The 16,355-nt window shown below is 72.1% G+C and carries 12 protein-coding genes; all 12 read right to left on the reverse strand.

All coding sequences use genetic code 11. From position 1 onward, the window contains the following. Positions 1-3: 3 nt before the first annotated feature. The 12 genes from O7623_RS11335 to O7623_RS11390 all read right to left on the reverse strand — a co-directional run bounded on the left by O7623_RS11335 (position 4) and on the right by O7623_RS11390 (position 16,355). On the reverse strand, positions 4-1,515 hold the full coding sequence (locus O7623_RS11335; protein ID WP_282228577.1) for an O-antigen ligase family protein: 1,512 nt from the start codon (positions 1,513-1,515) through the stop codon (positions 4-6). A gap of 109 nt (positions 1,516-1,624) precedes the next feature. Beyond that, positions 1,625-2,878 carry a glycosyltransferase family 4 protein gene (locus tag O7623_RS11340; RefSeq protein WP_282228578.1) on the reverse strand — a complete coding sequence of 418 codons (1,254 nt, stop codon included), beginning with the start codon at positions 2,876-2,878 and terminating at the stop codon, positions 1,625-1,627. A 24-nt stretch (positions 2,879-2,902) separates the two neighbouring features. Then, complete coding sequence (locus O7623_RS11345) at positions 2,903-4,039, reverse strand: polyprenyl synthetase family protein (RefSeq protein WP_282228579.1); 1,137 nt, start codon at positions 4,037-4,039, stop codon at positions 2,903-2,905. After that, positions 4,036-5,451, reverse strand: a complete 1,416-nt coding sequence (locus O7623_RS11350; RefSeq protein WP_282228580.1) for a nucleotide pyrophosphatase/phosphodiesterase family protein — start codon at positions 5,449-5,451, stop codon at positions 4,036-4,038. The genes O7623_RS11345 and O7623_RS11350 overlap by 4 nt, the downstream gene beginning before the upstream one ends. Beyond that, on the reverse strand, positions 5,448-6,614 hold the full coding sequence (gene eboE / locus O7623_RS11355) for a metabolite traffic protein EboE (RefSeq protein WP_282228581.1): 1,167 nt from the start codon (positions 6,612-6,614) through the stop codon (positions 5,448-5,450). The genes O7623_RS11350 and eboE overlap by 4 nt, the downstream gene beginning before the upstream one ends. Continuing rightward, positions 6,614-7,465: a TatD family hydrolase gene (locus O7623_RS11360; protein WP_282228582.1), complete on the reverse strand. Its 852-nt coding sequence runs from the start codon at positions 7,463-7,465 to the stop codon at positions 6,614-6,616. The genes eboE and O7623_RS11360 overlap by 1 nt, the downstream gene beginning before the upstream one ends. Further along, positions 7,466-8,179, reverse strand: coding sequence for an EboA domain-containing protein (locus tag O7623_RS11365; RefSeq protein ID WP_282228583.1), 714 nt, complete (start codon positions 8,177-8,179; stop codon positions 7,466-7,468). It lies immediately after the preceding gene. Continuing rightward, positions 8,176-9,111: a sugar phosphate isomerase/epimerase family protein gene (locus O7623_RS11370; protein ID WP_282228584.1), complete on the reverse strand. Its 936-nt coding sequence runs from the start codon at positions 9,109-9,111 to the stop codon at positions 8,176-8,178. Before O7623_RS11370 ends, O7623_RS11365 begins: the two co-directional genes overlap by 4 nt. Then, positions 9,108-10,061, reverse strand: a complete 954-nt coding sequence (locus O7623_RS11375; protein ID WP_282228585.1) for an SCO3242 family prenyltransferase — start codon at positions 10,059-10,061, stop codon at positions 9,108-9,110. Before O7623_RS11375 ends, O7623_RS11370 begins: the two co-directional genes overlap by 4 nt. Beyond that, complete coding sequence (locus O7623_RS11380; RefSeq protein ID WP_282228586.1) at positions 10,061-11,224, reverse strand: inositol-3-phosphate synthase; 1,164 nt, start codon at positions 11,222-11,224, stop codon at positions 10,061-10,063. Before O7623_RS11380 ends, O7623_RS11375 begins: the two co-directional genes overlap by 1 nt. A 369-nt stretch (positions 11,225-11,593) precedes the next feature. Continuing rightward, complete coding sequence (locus O7623_RS11385; protein WP_282228587.1) at positions 11,594-14,851, reverse strand: ThuA domain-containing protein; 3,258 nt, start codon at positions 14,849-14,851, stop codon at positions 11,594-11,596. 286 nt (positions 14,852-15,137) lie between these two features. Then, complete coding sequence (locus O7623_RS11390) at positions 15,138-16,355, reverse strand: Gfo/Idh/MocA family oxidoreductase (RefSeq protein ID WP_282228588.1); 1,218 nt, start codon at positions 16,353-16,355, stop codon at positions 15,138-15,140.

A 16,355-nucleotide genomic window follows, 5' to 3' on the forward strand; every position in this document is an offset into this window, starting at 1 on the left:
CTACTACTCGTACCGGACTGGTGGGGCCGGGGCGGCCACCGGCGCAGTGGCGGCCCGGCCGTGGGCGATGGCGCTGGCGGCGGCGGCGAAGGCGACGAAGTACCAGAGTGTCACCACGTTGGAGATGACGTTGGAGCCGAGGCTGACCGCGATGAACGATACGGCGCAGCCGGCGAAGCCGACGGCGACGCCCTGTTCCAGGCTGCCCGGCGGGGCGCGACGCAGGGCGGTCCGGGCGGTGTGCAGCAGCAACAGCAGCATCGCCAGGTAGGCGAGCAGGCCGGCGAGGCCGGTTTCCACGTACGCCCGGAGCAGGTCGTTGTGCGGCTTCTTGGCCTGCGGTGTCTCGTGCTGGGTCATGTTCGGCCCGATGCCGGTGACCGGGTTGCGGTTGGCCAGCGGGATGATCTCCGCCCAGTAGCCCACCCGCCACTGCAGGGTGTTGCCGGTCGGTCCGCCGCCGGTCGGCCGGTCCTGGGCCAGCTGGGCGAACCGGTCACCCACCGACGGCAGCAGGCTGACCCCGGCGACCGCGACGACCAGCAGGGTCGCCAGCATCCGGCCGCTGCGGTGCAGCACCGCGACGACGATCAGGCCGAGCGCCGCGCCGAGGATCGCCGACCGGGTGTTGGTGAGCATCAGGAAGACCAGGGAGAGCCCGAGCAGTACGCCGAGCGCCAGCTGGGCCCGCCGCGCCAGGAACCGGTAGATCGCGAACCCGAAGATCACCAGGAACATCAGGTACCGACCGAAGGTGGTGGACTGGCTGAACGGCCCGCTGACCCGGATGAACTCACCTTTGACCTCGGACGGCACCTGCCCGAAGGCACTGGTCAGCACGGTGTAGAGCAGAGCCAGGGCCAGCGAGGCGTAGCAGGCGATCAGGATCCGCCGGATCGCCGCCCGGTCGGGCATCAACTGTTCGAGAACGACGAACATGACCACGACGGTCATGATCCGGAGGGCTTCCAGCAGGCTCGGCGTCGGCCGGTGCGCGCCGACCGCGCTGACCAGTGCGGTCGCCCCGACGAGCAGCATCGCCCAGCCCAGCGGGGAGCCGTGCAGCCGGCCCCGGCGGCGCAGCTGGGCGGCGAGCCAGAGTCCGGCGGCGAGCAGGAACAGCACCGCCACCATCGTCGACGGGTCGGTCAGCCGGGATGCCTGCTCCGTGTCGGCCCGCCCGGCGGTGGGGCCGCTGAGCTTGACCACGTCCAGCAGGGGCCGTACGGCGAGCATCAGGATCACGTACCCGGAGAACCGGGTCATGGCCAGCACCCCGACGGCGACGCCGGCGGTGAGCGCCAGCGGCAGGACCACCCCGCGCCGGTCCCCGGCGGCGAGCGCCAGACCGGCGGCGACCGCGACGGCGGCGGCGGCCACCGCGGCGAGCAGGCTGAGCAGCCGGCCGGCCGGCCGCGCGGGCCGGCCATCATTGGGTACGGCGGAGCCGCCGGACGCCATGGCGTCGTCCGGCGCCCGACCCGCTGGCCGGGGCTCGTGTCGTGTTGTGGTCACCGCACGCCGATCCGCTGTTCCGTCGCCTGGAAACGCCCCCGTCAGGGTCGCCTGAAATCTAGTCGGATCCCCGATGAGGGAGTATGGGCCGACACGCCGGGTGTGCGCATCAGCCGTCTGGTTCCGACCGAACCTTACGGCGGGGCCGGATCAGCGGTGTCCGACGCGGTTGCAGCAATTCGTGGTAGAGCGTCTCGAGTTCGGCGGCGGCGGCGTCCCAGGTGTACTCGCTGGTGACCCGGTCGCGCAGCGCCTGGGCTCCGGCCCGCTCGCCGGCCGGGTCGGCGACCAGTTGGCGCAGCGCCCGGACCAGGTCGTCGGGGTCGCCGTCGCGGAAGATCCGGTGACCGGGACCGTCGGCGGTGAGCACCTCGACGTGCGGGGTGATGTCGCTGGCGATCACCGGCAGGCCGTACGAGGCGGCTTCCAGCAGGGTCAACGGCAGCCCTTCCAGCCGGGACGGCTGGACGAACCCGGCGGCGTGCGAGTAGAGCTCGGCGAGCAGGTCACCGTAGGCGAACCCGGTGAACACGATCCGCGGGTCGTCGACCGCTTCGGCACGGACCCGGGCGACGAAGTCGTCGCTGAACGACGACCCGCCGACGATGGCCAGCCGGATGTCGGTGTCGACCTCGCGGAACGCCCGGACCAGCAGGTCCGCCGACTTCTCCGGAACGAGCCGGCCGACCATCAGCAGGTACCGCCCGGGGGTGAGGCCGAACCGGGCACCGATGTGCCGGGCCGGCACCTGCCGGGGGGCGCTGACCCCGTTGGGGATGTAGTTGGCCAGGCTGCCGAACCGGGTCTGGTAGTGGCTGGCCAGCCCCCGGGAGACGGCGACCCGGGCGTCGGGTACGTAGCCGGAGAGCCAGTGGGCGGTGCCGAGGACGGTCTGGGCGAGCCGGCTCCACTTGGCCCGCTGCTGGTCGAGACCGTGCACGGTGAGGACGACCTTGCTGCGGGCGAGGTATCGCGGCAGCGGGGCGACCAGGCCGGGGCCGAGTCCGTGGTAGTGCACGATGTCGGGCCGTTCGCGCATGGCGGCGAGGGTGGAGGTGGTGGAGTGCACGATGGCGTCGAGGTGTTTGCTGGCCACCGTCCGTACCTGACGCAGCCGTACGCCCCGGTAGCGGTCCATCGGCACCGAGCCGTAGCTGGGCCGGCAGTAGACCGTGACGTCGTGCCCTCGGCCGGCCAGCCGGCTGGCGAGTTCTTCGACGTGCCGCTCGATCCCGCCGTAGGTCGCAGGCATCCCCTTCTGGCCGATCATGGCGATGCGCAGGGGCCGGTACCCCGTGCCGGTCTCGGCACCTTCCTGGTCGACCGGGTGGGAGTTCCCAGTCACCTGATGGGGGATGGCCACGATGCCTCCTATGGGATCTGCTGGTCAGCGCTGCCGCTCAGCCACCGACTCAGCCAGGGCGGTCAATTCCGTACGCGTCTCGGGGGTCAACGACGCATCGACGAGAATGGTGACCGCTTCCTGGGTACGAATCCGGATCATCTGCTCGATCGCCTCGAGTGCTCCGGTGTCGACGATGATCGTGCGCAGTTCGTCGGCCCCGGCGGCGTCCAGCTCCGGGTTGCCGAACAGTTCTCGCAGCCGCACGGTCTGACCACGGTCCGCCATGTTGCGGGCCAGCGCCATCATCACCGTCGACTTGCCCTCTCGCAGATCGTCGAGCACCGACTTGCCGGTGACCGTGGGATCGCCGAACACCCCGAGTACGTCGTCGCGGAGCTGAAAGGCATCGCCCAGTGGATCACCGAAGGCAGCGTACGCGGCCAGCAGCTCAGGTCCAGCCCCAGCCAGGGCAGCACCGATCTGCAATGGTCGGGTAACCGTGTATCTGGCGGCTTTCATCCGGATTACCGTCAGCGCACTGGCCACCGAACCGTCGCCGACACCGGAGACCAGGTCCAGGTACTGACCGGCGATCACCTCGGTACGCATCCCGGCGAAGACCCCGTAGCCGCGCCGGATCTGCTCAGCGTCGAGGCCACACTCGTGGAACATCTGGTCCGCCCACGCGGCGCACAGGTCACCGCAGAGCAGCGCGGCACTGTGCCCGTACCGGCCGGAGTCGCCCCGCCAGGCCGACCGGGTGTGCAGGTCGGCGAAGACCCGGTGCACCGAGGGCTCGCCCCGACGGCGGTCACTGCCGTCCATGATGTCGTCGTGGATCAGCGCGAACGCGTGGAAGATCTCCAGCGCGGCGGCGGCCGCGACGATCTCCCGGCAGTCCGCGCCGCCGGCACCGCGCCATCCCCAGTAGCAGAACGTGGGCCGCAGTCGCTTACCGCCGACCAGGACGAACCGGCGCAGAATGTCGTACACCCCGCGCGGCGCCCCGTCCGGCCAGTGCGGGTCCTGCCGGTCCAGGAACGCCGTCAACTCCGCGTCGCACCGGGCCCGCAGCGAGCCGTCGACCACGGCCGGACCCGGGCCGGCACTGTCAGCGGCGGCCGGACCCGGGCCGGCACCGTCAGCGGCGGCACCGGGGCGGGCCGGCGCGACGGTCACCGGGCCACCTCCGTGGCCGGGGCACGCACCGCGTCGCCGAGGCCGGCCAACTCCAGCAGCAACGACTTGACCTCGGTGGCGGCGACACGGTCGCGGGCCGCCGCCGGTGACGAGCAGAGCAGCACCGGTCCGTCGGCGGGGTCGGCCGGCAGCCGGCCGTGCGAGCCACGGACCGCCCGCGCGCCGGCGTCCAGTCCGACCACGTTCATCGTGTACCGCAGGCCGACCTTCTTGCGGGCCAGGGCGATCGCCGCCCGGGCCTTCGCCGCGCCCGGATTGGCCGGGTCGAACAGCAGCTCCGCCGGGTCGTAGCCGGGTTTGCGGTGGATCTCCACCAACCGGGCGAAGTCCGGAGCGGCCGCGTCGTCGCGCCAGTAGTAGTAGGTGAACCAGGCCTGCGGCTCGGCGACCAGCACCAGTTCGCCGGAGCGCGGATGGTCCAGCCCGGCCGCCGCCTTGCCGTCGGCGTCGAGGACCTGCGCCACCCCGGGCAGGCCGGCGCAGAGCGCGGCCACCGCCGGCACGTCGGCCGGATCCCGGACGTACACGTGGGCGATCTGGTGGTCCGCGACGGCGAACGCCCGCGACGTCCACGGGTCGAGGTACTCCATGCCGGCCTGGGTGTAGACCCGCAGCAGACCTTCGGCACGCAGCAGCCGGTTGACGTGCACCGGCTGCGACACGTCGGTGATGCCGTACTCGGACAACGCCACCACGGTCGTACCGCGCGCCGCCGCCGCGTCCAGCAGCGGGGCGAGCACCGCGTCGAGCTCGGCCGCCGCCCGCTGCGCGTGCGGACCGTCGCCGCCGTAACGTTGCAGGTCGTAGTCGAGATGCGGCAGGTACGCCAGAGTCAGGTCCGGCGAATGGTCGACCATGATCTGCCGGGTCGCCTTCGCGATCCACTCCGACGACACCAGGCCGGCCCCGGCACCCCAGTAGGAGAACAGCGGAAAGGTGCCGAGCCGGCCGGTCAGCTCGTCGTGCAGCTCCGGCGGATCGGTGTAGCAGTCCGGATCCTTGCGGCCGTCGGCGTGGTAGACCGGCCGGGGCGTGACCGTCCAGTTGACGTCCGCACCCATCGCGTACCACCAGCAGATGTTCGCCACCGTGTAGTCGGGGCGGACCCGGCGGGCGGCGTGCCACAGTTTCTCCCCGCCGACCAGCGCGTTGTGCTGGCGCCAGAGGAACACCTCGCCGAGGTCGCGGAAGTACCAGCCGTTGCCGACGATACCGTGCCCGGCCGGCGTCTCACCGGTGAGGAACGTCGACTGCACCGAGCAGGTGACCGCCGGCAGGACGGTGCCGAGTTCGGCCTGGAAACCGGTGTCGGCCAGCGCCGCCAGCCGGGGCATGTGGCGCAGCAGCCGGGGGGTCAGCCCGACCACGTCGAGCACGAGCAGCGGGTTCATGCGGCCTCCGATCCGGCGGCGGTACGGGTGCGGGCGCTCAGGCCGAGCGCGACCAGTTCGTCGTGGGCCTGCGCGAGCTCGGCGGCGATCCCGGCGGCGAGCTGCGCCGGCCCGGTGGGGCGTTGCCCTTCCGGCAGCACCCCCCAGGTGTAGGTCTCCACGTCGAAGTGGTCGCAGTCGGTGCCGTCGACGATCGCGGCGAGACCGGCCCGCAGCTGCGGCATCGTCGAGGTCAACGGCGCGACCGGGGCGGCGTGCAGCGGTACGTGGTAGTGGACCCGCCACGGGCCGGGCAGCCCGGCGTCGAGCGCCGCGTCGAGGTCGTCGGTCGCCCCGGCGGTACCCGACCGGGTCTGGTGCAGGAACCGTGGTTCGACGTACCCGGCGATCGCGGACCGGTCACGGACCGGGTCGGTGACCTCCAACGCGGCCGACACCTGGACCTTGACCACCGGCAGCCCGGCGGCCCGCAGCCGGCCGATCGCGGCGACCGGCTCCTCCCAGGCGCAGGCCAGGTGGGCCAGGTCGACGCAGACACCGAGCCGGTCGGTGTCGACGCCGGCCAGCAGCTGCGCGGCCTGGGCGGTGGTCTCCACGGCGCAGCCCGGTTCGGGTTCGAAGCCGACCCGGACGGTCCGGCCGGTGTCCCGTTCGACGTCGGCCAGGCCGGCGGCCAGCCGGTCCAGCATCCGGGCGCAGGCGTCGGCCCGGTCGCTGTCCCACGGCTCGCGCCAGGCCAACGGCAGGGTGGAGATGGAGCCACGCTCGGCGTCGTCGGGCATCAGGTCGGCGAGGATCCGGGCCAGCGCCAGGGTGTAGTCGAGCCGACGCGGGTCGGCCCAGTCCGGGTGGTAGACGGCGTGTTTGACCACCGGTGCCTGGAACGCCTCGTACGGGAATCCGTTGAGGGTGACCACTTCCAGGCCACGATCGGTGAGCGCGGCCCGCAGCCGGCGACGGGCGGCCGGGTCGGCGGCCAGCGCGGCGGCGGCCGGCGCGGCCAGCCACAGCCCGAGGCCGAGCGGGTCGGCGGCCAGCTGCGCGCGGACCGGCACCGCGTACGTGTCGAGCTGGCCGAGCACCCCGTCGAGGTCCTCGGCCGGGTGCACGTTGGTGCAGTAGCTGAGGTGGACCGTACGGCGGTGCCGGTCGGACAGCCGCATCAGCCACCACCGCGCATGATCGAGCTGCCCTCGAAGGTCGGTGCGGGGGCCGCGACGTCGCTCAGGTCCAGCCGACCGGACTGTCCGTAGAACTCGACCGGGTTACGCCACAGCACCCGGTCGACGTCGTCGTCGCTGAAGCCGGCGGCCAGCATCGCCTCGCCGGTTCTCCGGGTCAGCAGCGGGTCGGACCGGCCCCAGTCGGCGGCCGAGTTGACCAGGATCCGCTCCGGGCCGTACTGCTTGAGGATCTCGACCATGCGCGGCGGGGACATCTTGGTCTCCGGATAGATCGAGAAGCCCATCCAGCAGCCGGACTCCTTGACCAGCCCGACCGTCACCTCGTTGAGGTGGTCGACGACCACTCGGCCGGGGTCGATGCCGGACTCGGCGACCACCGCCAGGGTCCGTTCGGTGCCCCGGGCCTTGTCCCGGTGCGGGGTGTGCACCAGGGCCGGCAGCTCGTGCGCGCGGGCCAGCGCCAACTGGGCGGCGAACGCCTCGTCCTCGGCCGGCGTCATCGAGTCGTAGCCGATCTCGCCGACCGCCACCACCCCGTCCTTGACCAGGTAGCGGGGCAGGACGTCGAGCACGCCGGTGCAGCGGGGGTCGTTGGCCTCCTTGGGGTTCAACGCCAGCGTGGCGAAGTGCCGGATGCCGAACTGACTGGCCCGGTACGGTTCCCAGCCCAGCAGGGAGTCGAAGTAGTCGACGAAGGAGCCGACGTTGGTGCGCGGCTGGCCGAGCCAGAACGCCGGTTCGACCAGGGCACGGACCCCGGCGTCGGCCATCGCCTGGTAGTCGTCGGTGGTCCGCGAGGTCATGTGGATGTGCGGGTCGAAGATGCGCACTCACCCCTCCTGTCGGGTCGTGGTGGACACGGGTCCGGTGGTGGTGACGTCCGCCGGGTCGGCGGCGGTCGGCGTCGCCGCGCGCAGCCGCCGCAGCAGGGCGAGCGCGTCGTCGGGCAGGGTCCGGCCGGCGGCCACCCGCTCGTCGTGCAGCCCGGTCAGCATGATCAGCAACTCGTCGTCGGCGCGGGTGTCGAGGTCGTGCACGGCGGCCAGCGGCACCCCGGTGAAGACGCACTTGAGCACCGCCTGCCGCCACGCCGGCTGGTCCAGGTGGCGGGCGTAGTCGCCGAGCGCGGCGGCCAGCAGCCGGGTGTCGTTGGTGCGGATCGCGTCGTGCAGCAGCGGCACCGCCCGGTCACCGATCGGCAGCAACGGCAGCGCGGTGAGCACCGCGCGGCGTTCGGCGGCGTCTCCGTACTGGTAGCAGTCGGTCACCGCGGCCGCCAGCGTCCCCGCGTCGGTGACGGTGGCCAGATCGGCGAGCAGCACCGCCCGGGCGGCGACGTCGGCGCTCCAGCCGGGCGCGTCGGCCAGGTCGGCACGCCCACAGCGACGACCGACTGCGGCGAACAGCGTCGGCAGGGCGGCCGGGTCGGCGACGATCCGGGTCCGCGCCTGCGCGAGCCAGTCCGGATCGGGTACGTCGTGCAGCGCGGCGACGAGTCGCGCCACGACGGCGGTGGGGTCGGCGGTCGCGGTGGGCTGGTTCACGACTTGCCTCCTTCGTCACGGGTGCCGGTGCCGGCTTCTCCGGCGGTGCCGCCTGCCGCGCGGGTGCCGGTGTCGGCAAGGGCGCGGCGCTGCGCGGCACGGAGAAATTCGATGGAGTGGGCGGCGACCGCCGGGGCGGCGTGTGAGTGCCGGGGCAGCTCGACGGCGACCAGGCCGCGGTAGCCGGCCGCGCCGAGGGCGGCCAGTACCGGCGGAAAGTCGATCTCCCCGGTGCCGAACTCGAGATGCTCGTGTACGCCCCGGCGCATGTCGTCGATCTGGACGTTGACCAGGTGTGCGGCCACCTCGGTGACGCACTGCGGCACCGGCAGCGGCTCCAGGCAGCGGCAGTGCCCGATGTCGAGGGTGATGCCGAACCGGTCCGGGTCGCCGAGTGCCGTACGCAGCCGCCGCCAGTCGGCGATGTCGGCCACCAGCATGCCGGGTTCGGGCTCGAATCCGAGGGTGACACCGGCGGTGTCGGCGGCGTCGACCACGGTGGCGCAGCCGTCGACCAGCCGTTGCCAGGCGGTGGCGTCGTCGACCTCGGCCGGGCGCACCCCGGACCAGAAGGAGACCGCCTCCGCGCCGAGGTCGGCGCCGATCGCCACGGCCCGGCGCAGAAAGTCGATCCGGTGCGCGGCCGCGTCGTGCAGCAGGGTCGGGGCGTGCTTGTGCCACGGGTCGAGCAGGTACCGCGCGCCGGTCTCGATCACCACCGCGAGGCCCAGGTCACGCAGCCGGTCGGCGACCCGGATCACCGTGGCGGGCAGGTCGGCGGCGTACGGGTCGAGGTGGTCGTGGTCGAGGGTGAGGGCAACTCCCTGGTAGCCGAGATCGGCGAGCAGGGCCAACGCGTCGGTGAGCCGGTGGTTGGCGAAACCGTTGGTGCCGTAACCGAAGCGCAGCCCGGCCAGCGTGTCGGCGCTCATGTCGGCGACACCAGGCGGGCCAGCCGCCGGCCCAACGGCGCGGCGGCGGCCACGGCGAGCCCGACCAGAGTCGCGGCGCCGGTGGCGGTCGCCGGCGACCGGGCGGTGAGCGCGCCCTGCAGCGCGGGCAGCCCGACGATGCCGGCGCCGACGGCGGCCTGCACCTGATGCGGTGCGGGATCGCGGGCCACCGCCACCTGCGCGGCACCGTAACGGGCCGCGTACCAGCCGGCGAGGCCGGCGGTGACCGCCGCCCGCCACCAGCGGCCGGCGCCGGCCGATGCGGACCCTGCCGACGTGGACCCTGGCGCTGCGGACCCTGGCGCTGCGGGTCGCCGGGCCGCCGGTGCGGCGGCGGCCACGGCGATCGCGGCGGTGCCGGCCAGGGTCGCCGCCGGCAACCGGGGGTCGGCCCCGCTGACCTCGCTGCGGGACAGCTCGGTGACGGTGTAGGTGTGCGCGGCGACCGCCAGCGCGGCGGGCAGCGCCGGCCGCAGTCGGCCGGACCCGGCGGCCCCCAGCAGCACGTCCAGGCCCCGGCAGGTCGCCATCACCGCCGGCCCGGCAGCGGTGTTCTTGGCCCACAGGTCGTACGCCCAGACGGCGGCGGTCAACGGCACCCCGACGGCGAGTGCCCGACGGCCGCCGACGGCGGCGGTCACCGCGAGGCTGGCGGTGGTGAGCCCGGCCGCGACGGCGAGCGCGGTGCCCGGGGCGACCCGGCCGGACGGGATCGGCCGGGTCGGCCGTTCGACCGCGTCGAGCTCCCGGTCGGCCCAGTCGTTGGCGGCCATGCCCGCCCAGTAGAGGCAGACCGACGCGCCGGCCAGGCCGGCGGTACGCGGGCCGAGTCCACCGGCGGCGGCCGCGCCGGCCACCACGTCGCCCGGTACGGACAGCGCCGCCGGCGCCCGGACCAGCTCGGCGAGGTCGCGCCACCGTACGGACATCAGCGTGCCCCGCCGGCGTCGGTCGCCCGGTCCTGCAGGCCGGCGACGAACTCGACGAGCACCCGCCACTGATCGCCCAGAGCGTGCGGGCCGTCGCCGATCGGATCCTTGAAGAAGAAGCCCAGCTCGGGCAGGGGTCCGCTGCGGCCGGCATGCTGCGCCGCAGCGGTCAGCCGGGCCAGGTCCAACACCAGTGGGGCCGCCAGCGCCGAGTCACAACCGTGCCAGGTGAACTCCATCCGCATGGCGGTGCCGAGGAAACCGGAGAAGGTGATCAGGTCCCAGGCGGTCTTGAAGTCGCCGATGTCGTCGACGTACTCGATGCGGGTGTGGCCCTGCGGCTGGTAGCCGAGGATTTCGGCGAGCACCCGCTGCTTGCTGGCCGACTTGGCCGCGTTGGCCGCCGGCTCAGCCAGGTTGGCGCCGTCGCCGCCGCCGAGCAGGTTGCTGCCGGACCAGCTGCGTACCTGCAGGTTGCGCAGCGCGAACATCGGCGCGAGCACCGCCTTGACCAGGGTCTCGCCGGTCTTGCCGTCGTGTCCGGCGTACGGTGCCGACCGTTGCCGGGCCAGTTCGTCGAGGGCGGGCAACCGGGCCCCGGTCGACGGGGTGAAGTCGACGTAGCCGCAGCCGGCCTGCAGGGCCGCGTACGCGGCGAGCGCGCTCGGCGGCAGCACCGGTTGCGACCCGGCCAGCGCCTCGACCAGTGCGGCGAGGCGCTGGTGTGCCGGGTGCGGTGGCGGTGCCGGTTCGGTGGTGGATACGTTGACGACGACGACTTGGTCGAGCTGGTGCCGGTCACGGAAGGCGGCCAGGTCGGCGGTGATGGCCGCCGCCGTCTCGGCCTGGGTGGCCAGCGCCGGCAGCGGTCGGATCTGTGGTTCGATCCCGGCCAGTTCGGCGTGCAGCGCGGTGACCAGCCGGCTCGGGACGACTCCGGCGCTGGCCAGCGCGTCGGCCTTCTTGACCAGTGGCGTCGCGGCGATGTCGTGGCCGCCGAAGACGAGGTCGGCGAAGCCCGGCAGGGCCGGGCCGCGCAGTGGCGGCAACTCGGTGACGCACCCGGTGGCGTCCGCCAGCCCGGCGCGCAGTGCCAACGCGCCGACGATGCTGGTGACCGCGACCGAGCCGCGGGCTCCGATCAGCCAGACTCCGGTTCGCATTCCTGCCTCCAAACCCCCGCCACCGGCGGTTCGTCCTGCGATGGGTCAGCTGACCCCGCCGATTCAGGTGAGGCCCCGTCCGTCCGGGCGCGCCAGGGTGGCACCACCGTCGACGGCACCGAAGTCGGCGTCAACGACGCCGTCGCCGGGCCCGGTCGACCGGACGGACGGGGCAGTGGCAGACAGGGACGTTCGGCGTTCGGCCCTGTCTCCCCCGCTTTCCGTGCGTGCGGGCCGGCAGGTACGTCGGTCCGCGGTCGTGCTGGTGGTCCCTGGCCGGGGGCGGCTGGTGCGCCCGCCCCCGGCAGTTACCGGGGTTGTCGCCCGTGCCGCCGGGATCCGTTCGGGTCCCGGCGGCGCGGGCCGGGGTCAGCTCGCCGGAACGAACTGCACCCAGTTGAGGTTGAACATGTTGAACGTCGGTCCACCTTCGACCGAACGGAACACCAGGTAGAGACGGTGTGTCCCGGCCGGGTGGTCGACTGCCACGTCGGTGCTGGCCCAGGCGTTGGTGCCGGTGGTGGCGTTCAGCGTGGTGCTGGCCACCAGCGGTCCGTCCGGTGCGTCGACGCGCAGTTCGACGACCGCCCGCGGGGTGCCCGCGGTCGCCGTCGAGCCGCCGGCGTGGCGCAGCGTCACCGTGTCGATCCCACCGAGGTTGATCGGGTCGAACGCGATGTGGCCGCCGTTGGTGATTCCGGATACCTGCTGGCCGCCACCGGTGTCGGAGGTGTTGGACACCGAGACGCCCTGCTTGACCGGGGCGAACTCGGCCTGCTGCTGGTACAGCTGGATGGTGGCCTGGCCGACCGCGGTCAGCGCCGGTTGGCCACCCGCGCCCAGGTCGGTGTAGCTGGCACTGATCCCGCCGAACAGGTAGCTGCCGGCGTGGTCGGCACCGTCGGCCGGGGTGGGCAGGTTACCGGTGCAGCCCGTGGTGGTGGTCTGCGGGTGACCGTGCTCGTCGTGGCCGAGGACGAAGGTGACCTCGAGCCGGCTGCAGTCGATGGTGCCGTCCTCGGGGTCGGTCACGGTGACGGTGTACGGCACCGTGTCGCCCCAGTTGAAGAAGGAACCGGACAGCGGAGTGTTCACCACGACCGTCGGCGCGGTGTTGCCGACCGTGATGGTCCGGCTCAACGTCGCCTGCTTGCCGTTGGTGTCGGTCACCGTCAGCTGGGCGTAGTACACGCCGTTGCTGGTGTAGGTGTACGACGCGTCCGGGTCGGTGGAGTCGGTCGTGCCGTCCCCGTTGAAGTCCCAGGCGTAGCTGATGCTGGCGCCGACCTCGGGGGTACGCGAGCCCTCGCTGGAGAACTGCACGGTCAGCGGGGCCTGGCCGGAGGTGGCCGACGCGGTGAGTTCGGCGACCGGGCCGCGGGTGCCCTTGACGTAGCGGATCTGGTAGAGCGACGCGTCCGGGTTGGCCCGGAAGAAGCCGTCACCGTAGTCCAGCACGTAGAGGGTGCCGTCCGGGCCGATCTCCATGTCCATCGGGTTGTCGAAGACGAACGTGCTGGGCAGGAAGCGCTCGACGCCGAAGAACTTGCCGCTGCCGTTGGTCCGCATGGTGAACATCCGGTCCCGGCTGAACTCGCCGAAGAAGACGGCGTCGTTGTAGTACTCCGGCAGCTTGTACTCGGAGTCGAGTGAGTCGTCGAACTTGTAGATCGGGCCGCCCATCGGGCCGACGCCGCCGGTGCCGATCGCGGGCCACTGGAAGTCGCAGGTGCCGGCCGGGTCGACCAGGTAGCTGTCCCGACAGGTGGTGGTCGCGTTGAAGGTGTACCAGAACTGTGGCTGCTCGACCGGCGGCAACAGGCTGCGGCCGGTGTTGCGGGGCGAGTCGTTGATCGGCGCCGCGCAGTTGAACGGCTCACCGGAGGTCTGGGTGGTGAAGTCGTAGTCGATGTACGGCAGGGTCGGCGAGTAGCAGTACGGCCAGCCGTAGTTGCCCGCCTTGTTGGTGGCGAACCATCGACCGGTGCCCTCCGGGCCCCGGGTGGCGCTCGGGTTACGCGAGTCCGGCGAGTAGTCACCGATGTAGACGAAGCCGCGTGAGTCAACGTCGAACCGGAACGGGTTGCGCAGACCCATCAGGAAGATCTCCGGGCGGGTCTTGTCGTCCAGGTCCTCCGACTCCGGGAACAGGTTGCCAGCGGGGATGCTGTAGCTGCCGTCCGCCTTGAGCTTGATCCGCAGCACCTTGCCACGCAGGTCGTTGGTGTTGGCCGAGGAGCGGGCGGCGTCGTACGCCGGCCCGCGGCTCGGTGACCGGTTGATCGGCGTGTAGCCGTCCGAGCCGCTGGCGTTGGTGTCGTCACCGGTGACGAGGTAGAGCAGGCCCTTTCCGTCGAACTTGACCTCGCCGGCGACGTGGCAGCAGGCGCCCCGGTCGGTGTCGACCTTGAGGATCTCCTGCTCGGTCGACAGGTCCAGGTGCGGCGTCGGTTCTTCGACGAACTTGACCCGCGACAGCAGGTTGTAGCCCTTGAATGCGTCCCAGACGCTCGGGTCGTCGCTGTTGGCCGGCGCGTCGCCCTCGTTGACCCCGGGGGTGGCCGGGTTGTCGACGGGGGTGTCCAGCGGCGGCGCGTAGTAGAGGTAGACCCACTTGTTCTCGGCGAAGTTCGGGTCCAGGGTGACCGACTGCAGGCCGTCCTCGTCGTGCTGGTAGACGGGGACGGTGGTGATCACCGGGCTGGCGCCGGAGGCGGGGTCGTAGAGGCGGATCTCGCCAGCGCGGGTGTTGTGCAGCACCCGGCCGTCGGGCAGCACCGCGAGGCTCATCGGCTCACCGGGCTGGTCGTTGAGGACGACCCGCTCGTAGTTGGACTCGACGGTGGCGCCGCAGTCGCCTTCGGCCGCGCCAGCGGCCCACTGGATGCCGCCGAGCAGGTGCTTGCGGACGGCACCGAGGGTGAAGGTGTCCGGCGACGAGCCGAGACCGGTGTACCAGGACCGGCCGCCCTGGTAGTCCTGACACCAGGAGACCGGGTGGTCGTAGCCCATGCTGCTGCCGCTGATCGTGTCGGTGTTCACGGTGGCGAGCACGTGCTGGATGCCCCGAACGTTCTCGGTGAAGTTCAGGTAGTTCTCGTCGATGGTCAGCTCGCGCGAGATGGTGCTGGTCGACGGGTGGTAACGGTCCGCTACGTCGATCACGCCGGCGCCGCTGGCGGTGGTGCCGGTCGAGGTGGTGCCGACCAGGCCGCGGTAGAACGCCCAGTCGGGTTCGGCGTCGACGGCGGCGTGTACGCCGATGTAGCCGTTACCGGCCTTGACGTAGTCCTCGAAGGCTTCCTGCTGGTGGTCGTCGAGCACGTCACCGGTGTTGTTCAGGAAGACCACGGCGCGGTAGTTCGCCAGGTTCTCCGGAGTGAACACGGTGCTGTTGCGCGACACGTCGATGGTGAAGCCGTTGTTGTTGCCGAGGGTGCGGATGGCGTTGACGCCCTTGGCGGTGGACGGGTGGGCGACCCCTTCGGTGTTGGTGAACACCAGCACCTGGTAGCCCTCGTCGTGGTCGTGGCCGTCGTGTGCGACCGCTGGCGCGGTGGCGATCATGGGCGCGGTGAGTGCCGCGCCCGCGGCGACGGCAAGCCATCGCCGGGTGGATCTGTTCATCTGTCGTTCCTCCGGGGGTTCGGGAGGCAAGGCCTCACCGGGGGGCACTAATTCCGTTGTGGACGGACAGTTACGGTTGGTGCCTCACCCCTGGCGCGGTGCCACGTCCGCCAGAGTCTGTTGCGTACGCCGTGCTGGCCGTCCGGCGTGACCGGGGAATCCCGATCCGGTCACGCCGGACGGACCGTCCTCGTACCCGCGGATCACCCGACGCGGGGCGCAACCGCGCCGGGTGACCCTCGCCCACGGGACGAGGAGCTTGGTGCTCAGGCCGCTTCGATCCCGCTCAGGAGGGGGCCGTGGAGAAAGCCGACTCCACGGCGACCCATTCGCCGAGACCGGCGGAGCGTTCCACCGCGTCCAGCACCTGCTGGACCTGCAGTGCGTCGGTGAACGACGGTGCCGGGTCGTCCCCGGCGGCCACCGCCTCGACGAAGTCGCGAGCCTGGTGGGTGAAGGAGTGCTCGTACCCGATGCCGTGGCCGGGCGGCCACCAGGCGGACAGGTACGGGTGCTCCGGTTCGGTCACGATGATCCGGTTGAAGCCCTGCTCGGCGGAGGGCCGCGTGGCGTCGTAGAACTCCAGCTCGTTCATCCGCTCGAAGTCGAACGCGACCGACCCGAGCGAGCCGTTGATCTCGATCCGCAGCCCGTTCTTACGTCCGGTGGCGAACCGCGTCGCCTCGTAGCTGGCGATCGCACCACCGTCGAGCCGGGCCATGAACAGCGCGGCGTCGTCGACGGTGACCGCGCCGGTGGCCGGTGCGGCACCGTCGGCGCCGCCGCCGGCCGCAGCGGTCAGCCCGCTGGAGCCGGCCGGCAGCGGCCGCTCGGTGACGAACGTCTCGGTCAGCCCGTTCAGCCGGGTGATCCGCTGACCGGTGACGAACTGGGTGGCGTCGATGATGTGCGCCCCGATGTCGCCCAGTGCCCCGGAACCCGCCTTGTCCTTGCGCAACCGCCAGACCAGCGGGAAGTCCGGGTCGACGATCCAGTCCTGCAGGTACACGGCGCGCACGTGGCGGATCGTGCCGATCCGGCCGGCGGCGACGAGTTGGCGCATCAGCGCCACCGCCGGAACCCGCCGGTAGTTGAACCCGCACATCGACCGGACACCGTCGGCCTGGGCCGCCCGGGCGGCCTCGGCCATCTGCTGCGCCTCCGCCACCGTGTTGGCCAGCGGCTTCTCACACAGCACGTGCTTGCCCGCGGCCAGGGCGGCGATCGCGATCTCGGCGTGGCTGTCCCCGGGCGTACAGATGTCGATGACGTCGATGTCGTCCCGGGCGACCAGCTCCCGCCAGTCGGTGGTGTGCGACTGCCAGCCGAGCCGGTCGGCGGCAGCGGCCACCTGGGACTCGTCGCGGCCGCACACCGCGGCCATCCGGACCCGCAGCGGCAGGTCGTAGACGCGGTTCACGGTTCGCCAGGCCTGTGAGTGCGCGGCACCCATGAACGCGTAGCCGACCATACCGACCCGCAGTTCGTTGTGTTGAGCGGACAA

This window comes from Solwaraspora sp. WMMD791 (assembly GCF_029581195.1).
GTDB lineage: Bacteria > Actinomycetota > Actinomycetes > Mycobacteriales > Micromonosporaceae > Micromonospora_E.